The organism is Marinobacter sp., from assembly GCF_052091845.1.
GTDB lineage: Bacteria > Pseudomonadota > Gammaproteobacteria > Pseudomonadales > Oleiphilaceae > Marinobacter.
Map to the genome: position 1 here is coordinate 1 of NZ_JBQDCO010000035.1, position 22,150 is coordinate 22,150.

General features: G+C 53.8%; 18 protein-coding genes. 5 read left to right on the plus strand and 13 right to left on the minus strand.

Features of this window, described 5'->3' with window-relative positions; translation table 11 throughout:
• The first annotated feature begins 61 nt into the window (after positions 1–61).
• On the plus strand, positions 62–2,239 hold the full coding sequence (locus ACTHYN_RS11845) for a patatin-like phospholipase family protein (protein WP_441812683.1): 2,178 nt from the start codon (positions 62–64) through the stop codon (positions 2,237–2,239).
• Here ACTHYN_RS11845 and ACTHYN_RS11850 read toward each other — a convergent pair.
• The 3 genes from ACTHYN_RS11850 to ACTHYN_RS11860 form a co-directional block, all read right to left on the minus strand.
• The gene (locus tag ACTHYN_RS11850) at positions 2,220–2,885 is read right to left on the minus strand and encodes a GntR family transcriptional regulator (protein WP_441812659.1); all 666 of its coding nucleotides are present in this window, start codon (positions 2,883–2,885) and stop codon (positions 2,220–2,222) included. The genes ACTHYN_RS11845 and ACTHYN_RS11850 overlap by 20 nt on opposite strands.
• Positions 2,886–2,995: 110 nt before the next feature.
• Positions 2,996–4,426, minus strand: a complete 1,431-nt coding sequence (gene cls, locus ACTHYN_RS11855) for a cardiolipin synthase (protein ID WP_441812684.1) — start codon at positions 4,424–4,426, stop codon at positions 2,996–2,998.
• The gene (locus tag ACTHYN_RS11860) at positions 4,426–5,475 is read right to left on the minus strand and encodes an AraC family transcriptional regulator (protein WP_441812660.1); all 1,050 of its coding nucleotides are present in this window, start codon (positions 5,473–5,475) and stop codon (positions 4,426–4,428) included. Before ACTHYN_RS11860 ends, cls begins: the two co-directional genes overlap by 1 nt.
• A 437-nt stretch (positions 5,476–5,912) precedes the next feature.
• Here ACTHYN_RS11860 and ACTHYN_RS11865 point away from each other — a divergent pair, with 437 nt between their 5' ends.
• The 3 genes from ACTHYN_RS11865 (at position 5,913) to ACTHYN_RS11875 (ending at position 8,455) form a co-directional block, all read left to right on the plus strand.
• Positions 5,913–6,716 carry an alpha/beta fold hydrolase gene (locus tag ACTHYN_RS11865; RefSeq protein ID WP_441812661.1) on the plus strand — a complete coding sequence of 268 codons (804 nt, stop codon included), beginning with the start codon at positions 5,913–5,915 and terminating at the stop codon, positions 6,714–6,716.
• 178 nt (positions 6,717–6,894) lie between these two features.
• The gene (locus tag ACTHYN_RS11870) at positions 6,895–7,359 is read left to right on the plus strand and encodes an acyl-CoA thioesterase (RefSeq protein WP_441812662.1); all 465 of its coding nucleotides are present in this window, start codon (positions 6,895–6,897) and stop codon (positions 7,357–7,359) included.
• Positions 7,360–7,471: 112 nt separating this feature from the next.
• Positions 7,472–8,455, plus strand: a complete 984-nt coding sequence (locus ACTHYN_RS11875) for an NADP-dependent oxidoreductase (protein ID WP_441812663.1) — start codon at positions 7,472–7,474, stop codon at positions 8,453–8,455.
• Positions 8,456–8,458: 3 nt separating this feature from the next.
• Here the strand turns inward: ACTHYN_RS11875 and ACTHYN_RS11880 are convergent, their stop codons facing one another.
• From ACTHYN_RS11880 to speA, 5 genes are all read right to left on the minus strand, one after another.
• Complete coding sequence (locus ACTHYN_RS11880) at positions 8,459–10,390, minus strand: cation:proton antiporter (RefSeq protein WP_441812664.1); 1,932 nt, start codon at positions 10,388–10,390, stop codon at positions 8,459–8,461.
• 21 nt (positions 10,391–10,411) lie between these two features.
• Positions 10,412–11,203, minus strand: a complete 792-nt coding sequence (gene tcdA / locus ACTHYN_RS11885; RefSeq protein WP_441812665.1) for a tRNA cyclic N6-threonylcarbamoyladenosine(37) synthase TcdA — start codon at positions 11,201–11,203, stop codon at positions 10,412–10,414.
• A 395-nt stretch (positions 11,204–11,598) separates the two neighbouring features.
• On the minus strand, positions 11,599–12,237 hold the full coding sequence (locus ACTHYN_RS11890; protein WP_441812666.1) for a ChrR family anti-sigma-E factor: 639 nt from the start codon (positions 12,235–12,237) through the stop codon (positions 11,599–11,601).
• Complete coding sequence (locus tag ACTHYN_RS11895) at positions 12,234–12,833, minus strand: sigma-70 family RNA polymerase sigma factor (RefSeq protein ID WP_441812667.1); 600 nt, start codon at positions 12,831–12,833, stop codon at positions 12,234–12,236. The genes ACTHYN_RS11890 and ACTHYN_RS11895 overlap by 4 nt, the downstream gene beginning before the upstream one ends.
• 166 nt (positions 12,834–12,999) lie before the next feature.
• Positions 13,000–14,910, minus strand: a complete 1,911-nt coding sequence (gene speA, locus ACTHYN_RS11900) for a biosynthetic arginine decarboxylase (RefSeq protein ID WP_441812668.1) — start codon at positions 14,908–14,910, stop codon at positions 13,000–13,002.
• Positions 14,911–15,112: 202 nt separating this feature from the next.
• Between speA and speE the strand changes: the two genes are divergently transcribed.
• Positions 15,113–15,994 carry a polyamine aminopropyltransferase gene (gene speE, locus ACTHYN_RS11905; RefSeq protein WP_441812669.1) on the plus strand — a complete coding sequence of 294 codons (882 nt, stop codon included), beginning with the start codon at positions 15,113–15,115 and terminating at the stop codon, positions 15,992–15,994.
• A 9-nt stretch (positions 15,995–16,003) separates the two neighbouring features.
• On the opposite strand, the gene ACTHYN_RS11910 is transcribed toward speE, so the two are convergent.
• The 5 genes from ACTHYN_RS11910 to ACTHYN_RS11930 all read right to left on the minus strand — a co-directional run bounded on the left by ACTHYN_RS11910 (position 16,004) and on the right by ACTHYN_RS11930 (position 22,119).
• A complete protein-coding gene (locus ACTHYN_RS11910; protein WP_441812670.1) occupies positions 16,004–17,188 on the minus strand; it encodes a WD40 repeat domain-containing protein in 1,185 nt (394 codons plus the stop codon).
• A gap of 262 nt (positions 17,189–17,450) precedes the next feature.
• Positions 17,451–18,131, minus strand: a complete 681-nt coding sequence (locus ACTHYN_RS11915) for a hypothetical protein (protein WP_441812671.1) — start codon at positions 18,129–18,131, stop codon at positions 17,451–17,453.
• Between the two features lie 21 nt (positions 18,132–18,152).
• On the minus strand, positions 18,153–19,223 hold the full coding sequence (locus ACTHYN_RS11920; protein ID WP_441812672.1) for a WD40 repeat domain-containing protein: 1,071 nt from the start codon (positions 19,221–19,223) through the stop codon (positions 18,153–18,155).
• A gap of 94 nt (positions 19,224–19,317) precedes the next feature.
• The gene (locus ACTHYN_RS11925; protein ID WP_441812673.1) at positions 19,318–21,252 is read right to left on the minus strand and encodes an alpha/beta hydrolase; all 1,935 of its coding nucleotides are present in this window, start codon (positions 21,250–21,252) and stop codon (positions 19,318–19,320) included.
• A complete protein-coding gene (locus ACTHYN_RS11930) occupies positions 21,253–22,119 on the minus strand; it encodes a DUF4123 domain-containing protein (RefSeq protein WP_441812674.1) in 867 nt (288 codons plus the stop codon). It abuts the gene before it with no gap.
• Between the last annotated feature and the right edge of the window lie 31 nt (positions 22,120–22,150).

Below are 22,150 nucleotides of genomic sequence, written 5' to 3' on the forward strand. Positions count from 1 at the left end.
AGACATTACCGGTCTAAACGATACCTGTATAGATGGGGTTATTGGACCGCTTACGTTTCTTATACCCCACACTGCTGCAGCCGGCAGCCTCTCGGCAGGTGGCAACGCCGAGCGCCCGAAAGTTGGCCTTGTGCTCAGTGGTGGCGGGGCCAAGGGGTTGGCCCACGTCGGTGTTTTGCGGGTGTTGGAAGAAATGCACATTCCGGTGGATATGATCGTGGGAACCAGCGCAGGCTCTGCAGTGGGTGCACTTTATGCCTCTGGCATGTCAGTCGCCGAGATAGAGCGGCGTTTTATGGAGATGGACTGGTTGTCCAGTTTTCAGGATGATCCGGGTCGGGCCTACAAACCTGTCCGCCGTAAACAGGACGAGTGGAGATTCCCTATTACACCTGGCATTGGTGTCAACCTGGACGGCCTGCATCTGGGCGCGGGTATTATCGCGGGGCAAAATCTTGGCTTTATTCTCAACGAACTCACTCACAGTGTTGCCTTGGTTGAAGACTTCGACCGCCTGCCCATTCCCTTTCGTGCAGTTGCAACGGACCTTGAAACCGGGGAAATAGTGGTGCTTGGCAGTGGTAACCTGGCGGAGGCCATACGCGCGAGCATGAGCATCCCCGGTGTGTATGCCCCGGCTAAGCTAAATGACCGCTTGCTTGTTGATGGCGGCGTTGCCAGCAACCTGCCCGTGAGTGTCGCCCGCGAGATGGGGGCCGACATTATCATTGCGGTCGATATCACCGACGCCTTGATGGGCCCCGACAAATTGCGTGAGGCATTCTCGGTGTTTGGGCAGCTGACTACCATCATGACCCGGCGCAACACTGACCAACAGCTGACGCTGCTCGGCGACGACGATGTGCTCATCCAGCCAAACCTGGAAGGCCATAGCTTGGCCGATTTCTTTAACGCACCTGTGTTGTTTGAGCTGGGAGCCACGGGGGCCAGAAACCATGCGGTGGAACTGAATGCCCTCACAGTGGCAAACCGGGCGTGGAAGGCCTACAGGTCGCGATTGGCCTCTGCCAATTATAATGCAGGCCTTATTGCCGGCATTAAAATAGAGCATGACCGTCGCCTGGGCCGCGAATTCCTCCGCGAGCGGATCCGGCAAAAAGTCGGCGAGCCACTGGATGTGGATGCGCTGGAAGCAGACTTGAAGCGCATTTATGGGTTGGGTTACTACGAAACTGTGTCCTACGCCCAGTCGGCAACGGCTGATGGGACACTGCTGATTATTAAAGTTCAGGAAAAAAGCTGGGGGCCCAATTACCTGTCGTTTGGCTTGAATTATGAAGATAACTTTGACGGCGATACGCGCTTCAATCTGACTTCTTCTTTGCGTGTGACGGAACTGAATGAGCTGGGTGCCGAGTGGCAAACGGGTGTGCAGCTTGGCACGGAACCACGTGTTCGCACTCAATGGTATCAGCCGCTTGATTATGGCTATGAGCGTTTTTTGGTGGCGGGTGCACAATACTCCCGGGATACCATTAGCGTATACGGCATTGAAGGTGCTCGCGTTGCGGAGTTGGATGTCACGTTCCGCCAGGCAGATATCGGTTTGGGTATGGAGTTGGGGGGCAATGCTGAGGCCCGCCTTACCTACGCCCGGGGTTACGCCACCGTGGAGGAGCAGATAGGTACTGCGCCTTCCCCGAATGGCGCAGTACATCAAGGCAATGTCAGTCTACAGCTGGTGCACGATTCACTGGATGATCCGTTTTTCCCCCGTGACGGAGCTTTTGCCGGCATTCGGGGACGTGTGGAGCGTGAAGATCTTGGCTCCGACCGACATTTCGACTCTATAACCGGAATGGCACTTGGCACAGGGAGCTATAAAGGCTTCACCCTGACCGGACTACTTTTTGCCCATACGGTGACCCGCGGCAACGCGGGGCTTGAGAACGCCATACGCCTTGGCGGATTTCGGCGCTTGTCTGCGTATGCACCCGGTCAGATAACGGGCGACAGTGCGGGCATGGCGTCGGTTTATGCCAGCCAGTCTTTTGGAGGCCCGATCACGCCCTGGTTCGCGGGCATGGGTCTGGAGGCAGGAAACGCCTGGGAATCCCTGAGCGATGCCGGCTGGAACAGCTCGGTGAAATCCTGGAGCGTTTTCGCAGGGGTGGATACTTTTTTAGGCCCCGTGCAGCTGGCAACAGCGTACAGCAATAAGGACAACTGGGTGGCTTATCTGAATATCGGCTTCTCGTTCACTCAGTTATTTTATTAGCATCACGCACCTGCTGGCACTGCTGAATGGCATACCTGTGGAGAAGAGAGGCGAGTCGGTCTTCATCTCTATCCTTGATAGCACTGATCGATTCCCGCATGTGTGACAAGTTGTCCTCCAGCACGCGTATACCACCATACTTGAAGGCGACGAAGGCGCAACGACGCGCCGAAGGCCACAGATCGTCAATGGCGGCGACAATAAAATAATTATCAGCATAGGCCAGAGAGGCTTTGGTGTACTCAATACCCAAGTCCAGAAATGCCATCAAATCATTCTGGTTAAAGTGATCTTCCATCTGCTGATACAGTTGCTCCAGCCGCGCCAGATCTGAAGGTTGCCATTGCCGAACAAGCTTTCGGCCAGTGTGGGTCAGGTAGAGCTCCAGTGTCTCGTAAAGGCTGCGCACAAAATAATCGTCCAACTCCGTAACAAAAGCACCTTTTCGGGGTACGTTTTTTACCAGGTGGCGTTTTTCGAGCAATAAAAGGCCTTCTCGGATGGAACCGTGGCTAACATCCATTTGCTTCGCCATGGCAGCTTCGTAAATACGCTCACCGGAATCAAGCTTGCCAAATACAATCAGGTTCTCGATATGGCGTGCGACCTGCTCGGTCAGGGTTACTTTGGGTTTGAACGCCTTCATGGATAATGTTCACTGGGTATGGGTTCGCAGAATGAGGTGCGAATAGTCGCATATTCACCTGTTTCAGGGCCAGCGCCGTGGTCTGGCTTATGCCCTGACGTTTACGCTTGTTACAGCAAAGGTGCCAGCAAGCGAACCGCGCGGCAAGTCAGCCGGAACAAAATGGAGCGGTTATGATAGTCCTGTTCGGTCATCTTGCGGCAATGGGAAAGATCCTCGGTGAGCATGGCTTCCACATTGGCCACAAACGCTTCAGACGTGTTGATCGAAATGATTTCAAAGTTAAGGCGCATGGATCGATTGTCCAGGTTTGCTGTGCCCACAGCCGCGTAGTGCTCGTCTACCAGAACAACCTTCTGATGCATAAACCCGGGCTGATACCGGTAAATGCCAATACCTGCCTGGTTGGCCTGAACCAGGTAGGAATAGGCTGCAAGGCGAACAAGTCGACTGTCCGATTTTTCCGGAATCATGATTCGCACATCCACGCCTCGAAGAGCCGCTAGCTGCAATGCGTTCACAATTTGAAAGTCAGGAACAAAGTAGGGTGATGCGATCCAGATGCGGGATTGCGCATTGTTGATACAGTTCAGGAAGAACAGCGTGCAGGTTTCCCAGGTGTCTGCCGGACCGGTTGGCAGTATCAGAACTCGTTCATCGCCGAATAGGTTGTTCTGCGGTGCCCAGTCCAGTTCGGGGAACTCGTCGCTGGCCCAGTTCCAGTCTTCCAGCCAGGCAAGCTGGAGCCCGGTAACCGCCGGGCCTTCGATTCGGCAATGAGTATCCCGCCATGGCTCTTCATCTATGACCGTGCCCAGATATTCATCGCCCAGGTTGATGCCTCCTACAAACCCTGTTTTGCCGTCACAGATCAGTAATTTTCGATGGTTGCGAAAGTTGATCTGGAGCCGTCGGCGGCGAATGTTGCCATCACCAAAAGAAGCAACCTGGGCCCCGGCTTTTGAAAGTTCTTTCAGATAAGAGCGGGGCAGCCCAACGCTGCCAACCTCATCGTACAGAAACCATACCTGCACGCCCTCGGCGAGCTTGTGCTCAAGAAGGGTTTTGATGCGCTGACCAATCTTGTCAGAGCGCACGATATAGAACTCCAGAAGTATATAAGAGGTTGCCTTCTCCATAGCCCCGATCAGCGCCTCGAAAGTGGCTTCTCCATCCTGTAGCAGGGAGCACCGGTTGCCTTCTGTAAAGGGTTGCCTGCCGAGCCGGCAAAGCACCTGAAGCTCTTTGTCAAACTGTTTCTGATCAGGCGAGGAGAGAGACGTAGCTTGGCGTTCAAAGCGATTCAGAAAATCGGTTAGCGATTGGTCCCCCATGCGCCGGGCTTTTACATAGCCACCGAAGCGGGAGCGGCCAAACACAAGAAACAGTGGCACTGTAATATAGGGCAGGGCCAGCAGGCCGACAATCCAGGCCAAAGCCCCCTGAGCTGTTCGGTAGGTGAGAAGTATGCGGTAAATACAAGCCATAGAACCCAGGTAAAGCAGGCCAATGGCGATGGCTAGCAAGGGAGTATCTGGCATCACTGATCTGCGTCCTGGCTTGGATGCCGGGCACGATACTGAGCGGGTGCCGTGCCTGTCCAGCGTTTAAAAGCACGGCTGAAGGCGCTCAGTTCCGAGAAACCAAGAAGAAAAGCGATTTCTCCCAGGGCATAGTGATCTGAAGCCACATAGCGCAGGGCCTTGTCCTTGCGCACCTGTTCCACCAGCTCGTGAAAGCCAAGCCCCTCTCTTTTAAGTCTTCGATAAAGCGTTTGGCGGCTCATGTGACACTGCTTGGCCAGAGTATCCGCATCAATTTTGTCGGTAGACATTTGGCGGGATATCAGCCTGTGGATCTTCCGACCAAACGAGCGTCGTGTTTGCAGGCGGGCCAACAAACCATTGACCTGGCGAAGAACCGCGGAATACACATAAGGATTGCGGTGCGCAATAGGGTGGTTCATAAAGCCGCTGTTGAACGCCAATCGTGTTGCAGGCGCGCCAAAGGTTACGGGGCCTCCCAGCAGTTTTTCATACTGATTGGCGTAATCCGGACGTGAATGGGCAATTTCCGCCCATTCAGCCTGAATGCCAGGGCATATAAAGTGCCGGGTTCGACACAAGGCCGCGGCCAGGGTACGGTCCATGTCTTGGCGACTATAGTGCTCTGGCGAATCTGCCTGCCAAGTCAGTATTGCCTGTTCACCCGTTTGCCCGAAGCTCAGATTTACCGATTCGTTGATCAAACTGTGCAGGCGCACATATTGGGTTACTGCTTCGCCCAGCGTATCGCAATTAAAGAATACGTACCCCACCAGGCCCATGCGCTCCGGGTCAATCACCTGGCCCGCGTTCAAGCCCACTGCAGTGTCTCCGGTAACCTGCTCTGCATGCACCCACAGCCGATAATGTGCCTCGGCGGGTACACGTCTGTCGGGGTCCTCGAGTTGCGTCAAGTCCAGGCCAATAAGCTGCTCAACCCGCAGGCGATCCAGAACGCCCTGGCGGTTTAAGTAATGCACCAGTGCCAGTGTGCTGGAGGCAGCAACGTAAGGCGTGGTTGTGGTATCCGTAGGGGCAGAAGTCACGTTAGCCGGCTCATTAACGAGTTGTCATGGATGCTGATACAAAATGTCAAACGAGTGAGACAGTCTGTCAACCGCTTCTGTGTTGTACAACGATAGCATCAATTCAACAGGGTGAAGTAATGGAAAGGCCTACTGGGAGGTGCTTTATGACAAACGATATTTTTGTACCGCAGACTGAGTTTGAGCGCAAAAATGTAGCAGCACTGGCGGAGTACCTGCGCGGTATGTATTACTGCTGAAAGTACTGCACTCGAGAGTGCTACTTCTAAGGTAGTACTGCTCAGGGCACGGAAAATTCATGATCTTCAAGCCGGGCGCCGCCCGGTTTATTTAATTGCAGGAAACGCCCTTCTAAACGCCTCCCCTTGCTCACCGGACTGGCAGTGTTAATGTATCCACATCTATACATTGCGAACCTTAACGGAGACAGCCTGCCCATGAGCGCGACACTGAACCACAGAATTACCGGAGAAGGCGCCCCCCTGATACTGTTACATGGCTTGTTTGGGGCACAAGAAAATCTGGGTGCCATTGCTCGGCAATTCCAGAAAGAGCGCCAGGTTCACGCATTGGACCTGCGCAATCACGGTAGCTCGTTCCATGCCGATACAATGGATTATCCCTCGATGGCAGGGGATGTGCTTGCGTACATGGATGAACAGGGCATCGACACGGCCTCTCTTTTGGGGCACTCCATGGGAGGTAAGGTGGCGATGCAGGTTGCCTTGCAGGCACCGGAGCGAGTCGAAAAGCTGATTGTGGCCGACATTGCGCCGATTTCCTACAAGCCAGGGCACGACGCTATTTTGGAAGGCATGAAGCAGGTTGACCTTACCTGTGTACGCTCCCGCCGGGATGCCGATAAGCAGTTGGCAGAGTTTGTTGAAATACCTGGCGTTCGCCAGTTCTTGTTGATGAATCTTGAGCGCATTCCGCAAGAAGAACAGACACAGGGCGGCCCTGTGTACCGGTGGCGTCTGAACTTGAAAGCAATTGATGCCTGTTATGATAACCTGGCTGCTGCACCAGAAGAAGGAACCCCATACTCCGGGCCTGTGCTGTTTTTGAAAGGCGAGGAGTCGGCCTATATTCAGCAAAAACACCAACCGGAAATCGATCGGTTATTCCCTGCTGCGCAGCTGCAGATTATTGAGGGCACAGGGCATTGGCTGCATGCTGAGAAAACAGATACCTTTGTGGCGTTGTGCCACACCTTTCTTGATGGCGAGGCTGGCGACTAAGTGTTTAAAACAATAAACAGGTAGGTTGATTGTATAAAGTGGTTGATGGTCGGGTTGTTGGTTTTGTTTATTTTGCTGGGCGAGTGTTTCCCGATGGCCACCTGTACTTTGGTTCTCTTCACAATGACCGTATAGGGCGGTTACCGTTGCAGGCCATTCCACGCCTTGGGGAGCAGAAATGACTGATCAGAAGCCAATACAATGGGATCTTCCCAACCCTTTCACCTTTGAGATCCAAGTGGTCGAGGCCGATACAGACGAACTTGGACATGCCAACAATGTAATCTACGTGCGCTGGCTGGAGGATATCAGCTGGGCTCATGTTAATGAGCTGGGCATGAACTGGGAAATGCATGAGGCTACGGGTAAAGCCATGGCGATCACCCGCACAGAAATTGATTATCTGGCGTCTGCCAATGCTGGTGATCGGTTGCTGATGGGAACCTGGGTTACCGGCTTTGATGGCCGTTTTCGCTCCGCCCGCCAGTTTCAGCTGGTGCGCCTGGCTGATCGCAAAACCCTGATGCGGGCGGTGTCGACCCACGCGTGTGTGGATATGAAAAGTCAGCGCCCCTCGCGGGTCCCCAAAGAATTTGCCGACATTATGAAAGCGGCTACGGTGACCGGGGGAAAGAGCCTGTAGCCCATCTGAGTCACTATTGTTGCCAACTTCTGGTAACCTGAATAAAGAACAGAAAACCTCCTCACGTCAGCCACTGGTTTATCAAAATCAGCGCCTTTTTTCGGAGATACCCATGGACACAGCTATTGAACAACCCTCTGAGTCTTCCATGAAAAAAGTGGTCTATCACCAGTTTGGTGAGCGCGATGTTCTGCAGCTGGCAAACTCGGATATTCCTTCGCCACAAACAGGGCAGGTGTTGATTCGCGTGCACGGCGCCGGGCTTAACCCCATCGACTGGAAGACCCGTAAAGGCCTGGGGTTTGTAGCGAAGCAGATTGCAAGCACGCTGCCGTGGACGCCCGGCTACGACGTGGCAGGCGAAGTGATAGCCATCGGCGATGGTGTAACCACATTAGCACCCGGGGACCGGGTTATGGGGCTGGTTGGTTTTGCTCTGGACGGTGGAGGCTATGCCGAGTACGCCATAGCAGCAGCAGACGAGCTGGCGGTTGTTCCAGAGGAGCTTGACCTGGTCACGGCAGGGGCGTTGCCACTTGCCGCGCTTACGGCCTGGCAGGCGCTGTTTGAAATTGCAGACCTTGAACCTGGACAGAAGATTCTCGTGCATGCCGGGGCAGGGGGGGTAGGGCACTTTGCAGTGCAGTTTGCATTGGCGCGGGGCGCCCATGTTATTGCCACAGCCTCTGCTGGTAACCGGGATTTCCTTTCAAAGCTTGGTGTGCACGAAGTGATTGATCACCAAACCTCAGATTTCGCTGAAGAGTGCTTTGGGCTGGATGTGGTCCTGGATTTGATTGGTGGCGAAACCGGCAAGCGATCGCTGCGCACCCTGGGTGATAAGGGCGTGCTGGTGACCATCCCCACGGTTACGGCCGATGAAGTTGTTAGTGCAGCCGAAGCCCAGGGGCTTAGGGCTCACGGTATGACCGTGCGCCCGGATGTGTTCCACCTGGATGAAATTGCCGAGCTGATCGAAGGCGGTGATGTGAAGGTACACGTCGAGAAAGCGTTCGCGCTGGATGACGCCGCACAAGCCCACGAGCTTCTTGAGGGTGGGCATGTGCGCGGCAAGCTTGTTTTGGACTGCCGTTAAATCTTAGCTTTCAGGCATTGAGCCTTCAGCTGTAGGCTCTTTGTCGCTCGCTGAAGGCTCCTTGTCGCTCGCTGAGGGCTCTTTGCCCCCTGAAGACCGCTCCGCCGGCCCTTCGCCATTTTCTCTGTCTCTTTTTTCTTTGTGATTCTGTGGTGGCACCAGACTAATCAGTATCCAGTCGTCATCGGGCTTCAGGTCGTCCATGCTGCGCACCGGGTTAATCCGGCTCTTGCTGTCGAACACGAACAGCACCAGGGCCTGGCCCTGGTATTTTTCCAAAAAGTCGTTGTACTCAAACTCTTCGCTAAGCTGGGTGGTTTTTATCGAATAACCTTTGCTGGCCAGGCTCGCAAGTTCTGCATAACTCACGCCAGCGAATAAACCTCGGGTCATCTGGATTTTACCAGCCGTTTGATGTCGTGCCTTCTGGTCTTGATCGCCTTCCGAAAGGCTGTATACGCTGGTGTCGCCGAACCAGTCCAGAAAGTGGTAGGTCGCCAGAGAGTTCATGTGTTTGTAAGGGGAAACCACCAGCAGATTGCCAATCCCTGTGAGGTCCAGATGGCTTGAAGCATGCTCGGAAATTGGATTGCCGAAGTACACTTTCAAATCGTCCATGCGCGCCTTGCGTACGTTCTCCCAGTTGGTGTCTGCTAAGGCAACCGGAACGTCATGCTTCTTGAGCGCCTGCCCGATCATGCGGGCAACCGGGTTGGCGCCAAGAATCAGAAAGCCGTACTCGGCTGGCTCCGTAACTTTCAGCAGCCGGGCGATGGGCCTTGCTGTCAGGCTTTGCAGGATAACCGTCGCAATAATCAGCATGAACACCATGGGCACAAGAGCGGCAGCGCTTTCGTAGCCAAGGTTTAGCAATTGGAATGCGAACAGGGCAGACACCGCCGCCGCCACAATGCCCCTGGGCGCAATCCAGCTTAGAAACAGCTTTTCTCGCCAGTTCAGGTCGGTGCCTATGGCGGATAAAAACACACTGAGCGGCCGGGCAACCAGCATGAGTACAGCTAAAACGACGGCCAGCCCCCATCCCAAATCTGCAATCGCAGCAAATTCTACCCGGGCCGCCAGAATGATAAACAGTGCCGATATCAACAGAACACTCAGGGATTCTTTGAACTCAAGAATGCTGTCGACGGAGACCTGCTTCATGTTAGCCATCCAGATACCCATCACGGTAACCGTGAGTAGGCCGGATTCGTGGGCCATCTCGTTGGAGAAAGCGTAAACGCCAAGCATAAAAGTAAGTGTCGCGGCGTTGTGAAGGTATTGCGGCATAAGGTGTTTGCGCAACACCAAGCCGTTCAGATAACCGGCCAAGGCGCCAATTACAAAACCAATCAGCAGCGTTTTGCCAAAAATATACAACGAGTGACCAAACACGTTGCCCTGGCCCCAGGAAACAATGCCCTCAAATACCAGTACCGCCAACAAAGCGCCCACCGGATCGATAATAATGCCTTCCCAGCGCAGAACATTGGCCAGCTTTGCACTTGGACGCACTGAGCGCAGTAGGGGCGCGATAACGGTTGGGCCGGTGACAATCGAAATGGCACCGAAAAGCAGAGCCACGGCCCAGGAAATGTCCAGAACCCAGCGCGCGGCGAGTGTGCCAATAATACCGGTTACGACAGAACCTACAGGTATGAGGTGACGTGCCATTTTTCCGTGCCCGCGGATTTCATCAAACCGCAAGGTCAGGCTGCCTTCAAACAGTATGATGGCAACGGCCAGAGACACCATAGGAAACAGCAAGTCGCCGAAGACATCATCCGGGCTGAGGTAGCCCAGCACCGGACCCACAAGTATCCCGCCGGCAAGCAAAAACAGAATGGCCGGCACCCGCATGCGCCAGGCAAGCCACTGAAAAGAAAGTGAAAGGACACCAATGCTGGCAAGAATCAGGACTGTGCTGGCTGGCATAAAATGTTGGAATCCGTGTGATTATTGGTTGGTGCGTCGTGCAATGCGATTTAGCAGCCGTGAGGCTGCGAATAAGCCAAAGCTGGCAGTAACGGGGCAGGCCGCTCCAAAACCAGTGGCACAGTCAAGCCGCGAGGGGCCAGCGGTGGCCGGCTTTTGCAGGCAAACCTCGCCATCTTCGGCAGGGTACGTGAGCTGTTCTGTTGAGTATACGGCCTCAATGCCAAAGCGCCGCTTGGGATTGCGCGAGAAACCGTATTCCCGGCGCAGCAGGTTGCGCACCTTTGCCAGCAAAGGGTCCTGAGTCGTTTTGCTGAGATCAGTCACCAGGATTTTGGTGGGGTCTGTCTGGCCGCCCGCGCCGCCGGCACATATAACCGGAAGCTTTGCCCGCTGGCAGTGGGCAATTAACGCGGCTTTTGGTTTTACGCTGTCGATGGCATCAACCACGCCTGTTATTTCTGGCGTAATCAACTCGGTGAGGTTTTTCAGAGTAAGAAAACCAAAGTGAACCCGAATATCCGCATGGGGATTAATGGCTTTCAGTCGATCAGCCATGGCCTCGGTTTTGGTACGACCGTACTGACCCTCCAGAGCATGAAGCTGGCGGTTTGTATTGGACACACAAATATCATCCATATCGATCAGGGTGATGGTGCCAATACCACTGCGGGCCAAAGCTTCAGCCGCCCACGAGCCCACACCGCCCAAGCCGATAACAGCAATGTGGGCGTCACGAAACCCATGCAGGGCGCGGCGCCCGTACAAGCGTTCAATACCGCCAAAGCGGAAAGCGTAATCATCGCCGTTCATGGAGGCTCCGTTCAGATCCGGGCGCAAGCCGGCCACTGTCAAAGGGTGTGTTGAAGGGCGCAATTGTACCCCAGTGCCGGAGCAGACAGAAAATACCTGTAAACGCCCAGTACATCAAACAACAGAAAGCGAAGATCGTTTGCTGGAGCTTGGTATTACGGTCTGCTGTGCCAGACGGTCGTGGTGGGGCTTTGTCGTGACCCATCCCAGGTGCCAGAGCCACTTTGCAACCACAGCTGGCTGACATTGCTTGCCTGGGATGCGGAAGAAGATACGTCTTTGAAGGCCGTTGTCGGAGCACTTGAGAGGGGTTAGCATCAGAAAATAATGGCCACTTCCTGAGCTGGGACGGCTCTCAGCTACCTTGGTAGAAAGTGACCAATCGGGCATGAGTGTTAGCGGATAAACGGATTGAGCATACGGGTAAATGTCCCGGTCAGTTTAATGGGCGCACTCAATACAGACAGCGTAATACAGTCTTCATTACCTATCGCGACAGGTTTGTGCTCATCCTGGTCGGTAAGCACAACAAAATCCCATTGATTGAAAACACCGTTTTGGTCTGAAAAAGCCCCCTGCAGCACAATGGTTGTCTCATTGCCCTTATGTGTGTGAGTTGGAGCCTTGCCGCCGGCGTTCAGTTTTTGCAGGACAACCCGCTCATTCTGCCCTGGAAATTTTTCCGTGATATCCATTACGCTGACATCGCCCAACTGGTGTTTCCAGGGGAGGTCGTTGATGTCGTCTCCAAGCAGCTTTTGAAGAATACTGATTTTAGGCCCTGCCTGTGGTGTTCGCTGGGGGGCAGGAGACTCATCTATTTTTGCCAGAATGCTGTCAAACATCGATTCAGACACGCTGACCTTCGGCTGACGTTCCATCATCACTGCGCCAAGGCTATCGAGTGTTTCTGCGCGGCTGCGGCAAAGGGTGCACTTATCCAGGTGCAGGCGGATACAAAGGGCGTGAGGTTCACTCAGGTTGCCTGCGCTGAACTCCAGCAGGCTTAGGCTTTCGGGATGATGCCGTGTCATACGTTCTGATCCTGCAAAATCACTTTTAGCTTACCAAGTGCCAGGCGCACGCGGCTTTTTACTGTTCCCAGAGGGATGTTCAATTCGTTTGCGACCATCTGGTGCGATTTCTGCTCCATGTATACTTTAGCAATCACGGTAATCTGTTCTTCCGGCAAATGACTGAGAGACTCTCTCACCCGGCGCTCGGACATCAGCCGGTGCAGTGACGTGACTGGCTGGTTCTCATCTTCGCCCGGTATCTGCCACAGATCCTCGGTTTCGACATGCATTTCCACACTGGCGCGGCGCATTTTGCGCAGCATATCGATGCGTTGATTACGGGCGATGGTGAAAATCCAGGTTGAGGCTGCAGCTTTTTGCCAGTCATAGAGGCAGGCTCGCCGCCAGATCGATACAAATACCTCTTGCACCAATTCTTCCGCGTGGCTGGCCATACCGTTTGCCATAGCGTAGTACTTGAGCTGAGGCGCAAAATGCTCAAACAACGAATGGTAAGCCCGGCGATCTTGGTGTTTTCCCACCTTCACCAACAGCTGGCTCCAGGGATCCTTCCGGCCCTCGGCACGCGCTGGTTTTTTATCCAGTGTCGTCACCGGACGCTCCTCGACTGTTGCATGATTTAAATTTGTTCTGCTGCTCATTCTATGCACTCGTCCCGGATTTGTCAGTGGGAGTATTTACGAGCTCGTTTTTTGCACGGATCAGAGGGCAGCGATAGTATTTTGTAACTGAACCGTTTTGTCAGCTTTTCAGAAAGTTCTAGTCTTCCAGGTAGGTGTAGCCCTCAAGCCCCGCAGCCAGTTCCTCCAGTAATGGTGCCTGCGCCTGTTCCGACAGGTTGCTTGCTGCAAACTTATCCTGATAAGCGGCCAACAGGGCTTTGGGCTCGAAATTCACATATCGGAGCACCTGGGCAACCGTGTCGCCGGTAATGGGCGTGTTGGTATCAAAGTCACCGGAGTGATTCAGGCGCACATCCACAGAGTGAGTGTCACCGAACAGGTTGTGCATATCTCCCAGAATTTCCTGGTAAGCACCGGTCATAAAAAAGCCCATCAGCAAAGGTTCGCCGGGCCTGTCTTCAGGCATCGGGAGGGTGGCCTCTGTGCCTTGGCCGTCTACGTAGAGGTCAATGCGTCCGTCAGAATCGCAGGTGATATCCTGAACCACTGCGCGTCGGCTAAGCGGTCTGTTCAGGCCGTTTACAGGCATCACCGGGAAAATCTGATCGATACCCCAAACATCGGGCAATGACTGAAAAAGCGAAAAATTAACGAACAGCTTTGCCGCCAGTTTCTCGTTCAGCTCATCAATGATTTCACGGTGGGCCCGGCTGTTTTTGTCCAACTGGCTCTGCAGCAGACGACAGCATCGAGTGTATAACGCTTCTGAATCTGAGCGATCCCGCAGGGAAAGCAGACCGTGGGCGAACTGGCTGTGAACATCTGCCATGGCGTGCAATACATCATGGTAAATTTCGACCAGTGAGCGTGGAGATTCCGGGTCCTCAAGACTTTCCAGGTCGCGCCAGAGCTCGTGCAGTGGTGCCGGGGCACTTTGCTCAGGCTGTTTGGTGGGCCGGTTTTCCGGTTCTTCGTGGTCAATCACGTTGGTTACCAGTACTGAGTGGTGAGCCGTCAGTGCCCGGCCGGACTCGCTGATCAGATCCGGATGAGGAAGGCCGTGGCGGTCGCATTCCTCCTGCAGCACGTGTACCACATTGTGAGCATATTCTTGCATGCTGTAGTTCATCGAGCAGGCGCTACGGGAGCGGGTGCCTTCGTAATCGACACCCAAGCCGCCGCCAATATCCACTGTGTTCACTGGCGCGCCCATGTGCCGTAGCTCACTGTAAAACCGCGCGCATTCACGCAGGCCGGTCTGGATATCGCGAATGTTGGCGACTTGAGAACCCAGATGAAAATGCAGAAGCTGAAGGGTGTCCAGAGCGCCGGCTTTGTTTAATGTATTCACCACATCCAGCACCTGGCTGGCGGACAACCCGAACTTGGATTTTTCCCCGCCGGTGTTTTGCCAATTGCCTTTGCCGATCGTTGCCAGGCGAACACGTACGCCAATAAGAGGAGAGACCTCAAGCTTGCCGGCTTCCTCCAGAATAAGCGGCAACTCCGATTGCTTTTCCACGACAATAAATACCCGGTGGCCGAGCTTTTGGCCGATTAATGCCAGGCGGATATACTCCCTGTCCTTGTAGCCGTTGCACACAATAACCGAACCTTGCTGCTGCGACAGCGCGAGCACGGCCATTAATTCTGGCTTGCTGCCCGCTTCCAGCCCTATCTGGCCATTGCTGGCGGCTGGTTCTGCGGCGATCAGCTCTTCAACCACACGGCGTTGCTGGTTCACTTTGATCGGGTAAACGGCGGTGTACCGCCCTTCATAGTTTTGTTCGGTGGCGGCTGAATTGAATGCATTGCACAGTTGGTTCACCCGATCGTGCAAAATGTCTGTAAAGCGAATAAGCACGGGCAGCTGTAGCCCGGAATTCACCAACGAGCGAGTGAGCTCTGGCAAATTGATCTCCGCCCCGTTGCTGTCCCGGTCTGGCCGGATAACAACCTCGCCCGCAGAATTTACGCCGATGTAGCCATCGCTCCACTGGGCAATGTTATAAACCTTGTGGGCCGGAGAGGCGTGTGTATTGCTCATGGCTGCTATCCTTCAGGGAAAACGGGGCTGCGTAGGCTTGCTGAGTGGCTGATATTGTAGGGCTTAGCTTTTGTGCCTGAAAGCCTCAGCCGCTGTTAGTGGCTCGGAAACATTATCAATATGAACAAATGCTTTGGCTGATCGTTGTGCGTCTCTACAATACGCGCTTTAACCAAGCACCCAGGGTTTGCAGGAGAGCACCATGACAACGTTGAGTAACAACTGGTTTACCGAGATATTCCAAGACCAGGGAACTGCATTTTCCCTGCAGGTAAAGAAAAAACTGCACGAAGAGCAAACGCCGTTTCAGAAGCTGGATATCTATGAAACCGAAACCTTTGGCAACCTGATGGTGTTGGATGGTTGCGTGATGTTAACCACCCGGGACAACTTTCTCTACCATGAGATGATGACTCATCCGGCAATACTTACCCACAAAAAACCGAAGAAAGTCGTGATTATTGGTGGCGGTGATTGCGGCACCCTGAAGGAAGTTCTGAAGCATCCTGATGTGGAAGAAGCCTGGCAGGTGGAGATCGACGAGCGTGTTACCCGGGTGTCTGAAACCTACTTCCCTGAACTGTGCGAATCCAATGACGACCCACGGGCCAACTTCTTCTTTGGCGATGGCATACAATGGATGCGGCAAGTAGATCCTGGCAGCATTGATATTCTGATTATCGACAGCACCGATCCCGTTGGCCCTGCCGAAGGCCTGTTCGCTCTGGATTTCTACCGCGATGCCATGCTGGCATTGGGAGAGGGCGGTATTATCGTGCAGCAGAGTGAGTCTCCACTTTTGCACACTCACACCATCATCAAAGATATGCACAACGACATGCGCAAAGCCGGTTTCGACCATGTGCAAACACTGCCTTTCCCCCAGCCTGTTTACCCCACCGGCTGGTGGAGCTGCACCATGGCCAGCAAAGACAATCCGCTGAGATATTTCCGTGAAGATGACGCAAATAACCGCCCTTTCGTGACCCGCTATTATAATAGTGGCACCCACCATGGCGCGCTGGCCATGCCCCAGTTCATGATCGACGCTCTGGAAGACGAAACGCGACCGGAAGAGGGCTAGTTCCAGCGTTTACTCCACCACCCAGACCCGTTTCAGCGTGAGCTTGTCCGGATCGAACCTATACACACTGATACCGCCGCTTGATTGGTGCCCCATCGCCAGAATACCCGCCTCGGGTGACGTGGCGATGGCGGTGTTGCGGTCGTAATTGCTGCCGTAAGTGACCAGTTTGGGCGATTCGCCCAGATCAAAGTACTTCACGGGCCAGGGGCTGCCGGTTTTGAATAGAGCGGCCATGTGGCTGTTGTTGCCGAAGCGGAGGTAGTATTCGCTGTTGTGGATGAAGGCGACGGCGATGGTGAAATCGTTGAGGCCTGGTGGAGCATCGATCAGCTTGCTGGTGTCGTAGTAGTCGTTGTCGGGTAGCCCATCGGGGAGATTATCCTGGAATACACCACCATAAACTCTAGCTAGGCGATGCCGTACACTGGGGGCGTTGGTATTCCAGTAAAGTCCTATTCCCGCTTCATCACTACTGACTACCCATTGCCCATCTGGGCTGATCGTGGCGTGGGTTTTGGAGGAGTTGCCATCCAGTTTTGCAGTCGGTTTTCCGGCTTCGATGTTCCATAAAGCAACGCTGTACAGGTGCCGGTAGTCTGCCCCCTGATCCAGGACTTCTTGCAGTGATCGATAATAAGGGGGCTCAAATCCTTTGGGCTCGCCACTCCCTGCAGAAACCAGCCATTGCTCAGACTCGTCCATCGAGAGATTGAAGAGCTTGTGATAGCCAAGAAAAGCTCTGCCATCGGTTGCCTTCAGTGTCTTTGTAGATCCATCTTCCGATCGTCGAAATATGCCCCAGCCAATGTCAGAGTAGTAATAGGTGCTGAAATCCCGGGTCATAAGATGGCCATAGGTGGGCTTGTTTAGTTCAAAAACCGTTTGGACTTCGCCGTTTACCGATTGAGCGGTGACGGTATTGTCGAGATCCTGCCAGAGAAACGTGGGCTGTTTCTTGATGAAGTAGGCACTATAGATATTAGCTCTGCGGCTAATGATCTCACGACTGTGCTCTTTCAAATCCCAAAGAATCAGCTTCTGGTCTCGGTCGGCGGTGATAGCATATACCCCATTCGAGGAAACCGAGACGCTCATGGCTGGCCCGGGTGAGTTGTAGCCTTGCCATAGGCCATACCCTGCAAGCAGAGTAAGTGCCAGTAGCAAAAGCGTCCAAACTTTGAATTTGCTCATCAGTAACGTCCAAACTTTGAATTTTCCAACAATCGGTTCTGCATGATTTCTCGTTGATAGACTTCTTGGAACAACTCTGGAGTGGGGATCTTCATACCTGAGTGGCTGAATAACCATTTGGTTTGATCAATGGGTGCAAATGTACCTTGATCAAAATTACGCCCAACAAAGGCATCAAAGCCAGTTGAGTTCTTATCTAGTAACTCTTCAAACCCCACATACCCCAACGCAGGCCTCGGCGATTGCTCCGGAAACCAATGGTTCACCGCAAGCTTTTCAAACGCAAAACATAATCCTTCGCCACTTGCGAACTTACGCTGGCCCGGTGGTTCAGCGGTGCCAGCAGGGTATATTCTGGAGGCCGCTCGCTGTTGCGCAGGCAATCTATACAGGGCTGCCAGAGAGCATCTGCTTCGGCAAGAATATCTTGTTCAAGCCTGTCCCAATTTGCTTTGACGGTTCGTTTGAGCGCGTCGGGTACATATGAAGACAGTTGAGGGTAGGTTGTCATCTGTGCTTTGAATGTTAGCGGTAAGTAGTCTTTGTAAAGCTCTTCGATGGCCGGCCCGAAACCGTTATCCAGAAAGCTTGGGAAGGTCCACCATTTTTTATCATAGGCTCCCCGAAAGTAACCGAGCACATCGTCCATGGCGTCTTCTGAGTTTGCGAGATTCGAGGCGGTCGTTGCAATCAGAGCCGCCGGGGAAGATCGCAACAAAGCTTTCTGCCACCAGGCGCTCTCTTTATCTTTACCGGCACCAAGAATGCCGTCGCCGCGGGAGTGCAGCACCACTATCTTGCGAACGGCGCTGTGGGCCGAAGGAAACACGCTCAGCCTCAAAGGGTGCACATCACGGCTACTATCGTTGGTAAGAGCATTATCGGCAACGGCGGGCTGCCAGAGAAACAGGTGGTCGACCAGATTGCTCCATGTTCCTTTCACTATTGGTCAGCGTCCGCGCCATTATTCCACTACCCAAACCCGATCCAGCGTCAGTTCGTCTGGGTCGAACTGATACACACTGATACCGCCGCTTGATTGGTGCCCCATCGCCAGAATACCCGTCTCGGGTGACGTGGCGATGGCGGTGTTGCGGTCGTAATTGCTGCCGTAAGTGACCAGTTTGGGCGATTCGCCCAGATCAAAGTACTTCACGGGCCAGGGGCTGCCGGTTTTGAATAGAGCGGCCATGTGGCTGTTGTTGCCGAAGCGGAGGTAGTATTCGCTGTTGTGGATGAAGGCGACGGCGATGGTGAAATCGTGGGCGCCGCGCGGAGCTTCGATCAGCCCGCTTTTGTCTCTATTTCGAGGGTCGCCTGTTTCAAAAGGCGTATCTTCAAGATAGATTCCGCTATGGTACCTTGCTAATCGGTGTCGGACATCCGGCCGATCAGTGTTCCAGAATAGCCCGATTCCGGCCTCATCAGCACTGACTACCCACTGCCCGTCTGGACTTATTGTGGCGTGGGTTTTGGAGGAGTTCCCCTGAAATTTGGCCACTGGTTTACCAGTATCCGTATTCCATAGGGTGACGCCGCTGTATCGTGAAAACCGGCGATCATCGTCGATCGGCGCATAGTCTTCTATGGGATCGTCGTCATCGCCGGAACCAGCGGTAATGAAATAACTCTTACCCTCTGCCATGGCGAGGTTTAGCAACTTACCAGAACCGGTAAAACTGGGACTGATCCCATCTTTGAGCACAGGCGTCTTATTGTCACCATAACCTGTGAACACATTCCACTCCTGATCTGCAGACACGTAAGTAGCCATGTCAGAGGACATTAGGTGTCCATAGGTTGGAAAGTGATTGAAGTTCAGAAGCTCTTCGCCAGTCACCGTTTGCACCTTTACTCGGTCATTCAGGTCCTGCCAAAGAAAAACGTCCCTGTCCGGAGCAAAAGTGGCGCTGTAGACATTTGCTTTTCCGTTGAGGGTTTTCCATTTTTCTTCTTTAATATCCCAGAGGATCAGAGAGTTATCCCTATGTGCGGTAATGGCATAGCGACCGCTGTCTGATACACCTGCAGACATAATGGGGCCGGCCCACAGCCAATGATTACAGAGCATCCAGGCAGACAAAGATAGAACAATGAGCACAAGTAAGGCTAAGGCCCGGTTTTTTCCACTAGTAACTCCCAAAACCGACTCCTTCTTTTAGAATAGGTTCGATGATTTCATCCATAAAGGACCTTTTGAATACCTCGTGGCTGGGAATCCGCATCCCTGAATGGCTAAAAAGCCATTTTGATTGGTCAACGGGGAAGAACTTTTCGTCATCCAACAACTGCTCAATAAATTCATCGAATCCTGACGCGTCTTTCCGGGTCACTTCTTTAAACCCCACATACCCCAGCGCCGGTCTGGGCGGCAGCTCCGGAAACCAATGGTTCACCGCAAGCTTCTTCAACCGCAAAACATAGTCCTTCGCCACTTGCGGGCTAACGCTAGCTCGGTGATTTAAGGGTGCCAGCAGGGTGTATTCTGGCGGCCGCTCTCCGTTACGCAGACAGTCTATGCAGGGCTGCCAGAGAGCATCTGCTTCCGCAAGAATGTCTTGCTCCAGCCTGTTCCAGTTTGCTTTGACGGTTCGCTTGAGCGCTTCGGGCACGTGCTCAGATAGTTGAGGGTAGGCTGTCATTTGTGCTTTGAATGTTAGCGGTAAGTAGTCTTTGTAAAGCTCTTCGATGGCCGGCCCGAAACCGTTATCCAGAAAGCTTGGGAAGGTCCACCATTTTTTATCATAGGCTCCCCGAAAGTAACCGAGCACATCGTCCATGGCGTCTTCTGAGTTTGCGAGATTCGAGGCGGTCGTTGCAATCAGAGCCGCCGGGGAAGATCGCAACAAAGCTTTCTGCCACCAGGCGCTCTCTTTATCTTTACCGGCACCAAGAATGCCGTCGCCGCGGGAGTGCAGCACCACTATCTTGCGAACGGCGCTGTGGGCCGAAGGAAATACGCCCAGGCCCAGAGGGTGTACATCGCGGCTGCTGTCGTTGGTGAGTGCGTTGTCTGCAACGGCGGGTTGCCAGAGAAACAGGTGGTCGACCATGCTGGTTTTACCGATGGTGCCCAAAATGTTCAAGGCAGTGAGCGCAACCCGGGCACCCAGAGAATGGGAGATCAGGTTGATGGCAATGCCTACATCCGCCAGCTGCATCAGCAACGGGGCCAGACGTCGCCCGCTTGTCATGGCGTTCAACTCGGCCTGCATGAAGTCGGTCGCGCCGGTATTCCCCGGCCAGGAAATGTTGATGATGCGGCTGTATGGTGTCCAGTCCTTGCCATCAAAACCCGCTGCCCGGTTCAACTGGTACTCCATGTGAATCGCCCAGCTGTGAGCGCCGGCGCCATTTACGTCTTCATCTTGCAGTGGGGCGTAGGTGTGGTCAGATAGAGCTTCCGTATCCTGCCACACGGTGGCGTTATTCGGGTGCCAGGCGTTTTTGGGTCCAGGCCCGTGGCCACCGTATCGTTTTTGGCTGGCCTTGCGGTTCAGGAAGCGCCCCCATTCGCCATGGGGCACGTTGTAGCCGTGTACATAGATAAGGGCGTTGTTGCCGTTTGCCCGAAAATAATCCAGTTGTTCGTCTGTCAGCAAGTCGGCTGCCGCGGGCGCTGATTCGCGTAAATTAATGATTACCGGTGGTGGCAGATGTATGGCCTTCGCTTTGCGTTCACCCTGAATAACGGTGAGATCTACGCCCTCGTCGAGGTAGTGGCCGGGAGCGAAGCGACGTTGTTCGCTCACGGTATCGAACCCGATCAAATGCTCTCCCTCCGGCTCCTCGGGCCAATACCATTGCGCGTTGCCTGTCACGAGCTTGGTGAAGCGGGCTTCTGAGTTGTCTGGCGTATGTTCTGTGCCATCCTGTAGCTCTGCGGTTACGGCTTTACCGCTTTCATCCTTGATTTCACCGGCATTGATAAACGCTCTCGGTCGCCTGAGGTTGTCATTGCGGCGTAAAAGCACGCTTGCGGTTTCGTGCCTGCAAATGGGCGCACCGTGGGCTCCCAGAGGCGCTGAGCTGGGTGAGAAGGGCAGGTTGCTAGTGGTCGTCATTCAGGTTCCCTCCTGTGAATGCGTTAATGCTTCAAGTGCTTCGAGTGTGTCTGACCAGTCGGCTCCCTGCCTGGTCTTACGTACCGTCGCAAGTTCATCGTCGCTCAATGCTTTGATAAAACCCCGAGCTATTAATACCCCGGCGCCTTCTACCAAGCCTTGCTCATTGGGTGCGCCTAGAGTTTCCAGCTGCTGGAGCCAGTAAGTGACAGTTTGGGCCTCTAAGTCGTTGCTGTCTGCCAAGGCCCTTGCCAATAAATATCGGCGATGAGCTTCTACCGATGCCAGGTTCTCCTGAGTCAATTCAAGAGGCTGGGGAGGCTGTTTTTTTAGCTCATCTTGAAGCGCCGAGGGTTGCTCCTTTGTCAGCGTCCAGTTCTCACCCGCGTAACAACCATGAATTGCCGTTAGCGGTCCAAGAATCCGCAAGCGCTGGTGAGGTGATAGCGAGGTGCCAAGGCTGCCAAGTGTTGCTGAGTCCGCATAGCGAAAAAGGCTGTCACCATATGGAGTAGCCACGGTATTCAGGCTAACAAGATGATTGCGAATGGTTTCTAACGTCAGTAATGGCCCGTAAACTGCCAGGGCACTGCCTTGTGCTAACCAACGTTGCAGCCATTCCTCACTCTCGGCCGTGGTAGGTTGGATGACCAGAGGGCCATCATAGGCATGTTCACGGTATTGCGAATGGATATACGGTAAATCGTAAACCGGCACGGGGTCGTGCTCAAACAGCAGGCGCAAGACTTCTGGGTGCTTTGCCTGATCAACCAGGTACCCGCTCGCCTCTGCATCGAAAGCGCCTGAGTGATGATAAAACGAGGTTGTGTTGCGAGCCTTCTGGCTCTGGGCTGTGGAGTCCTTCATGGCTGCCTTCATCTATCCTTAGATGACCAAA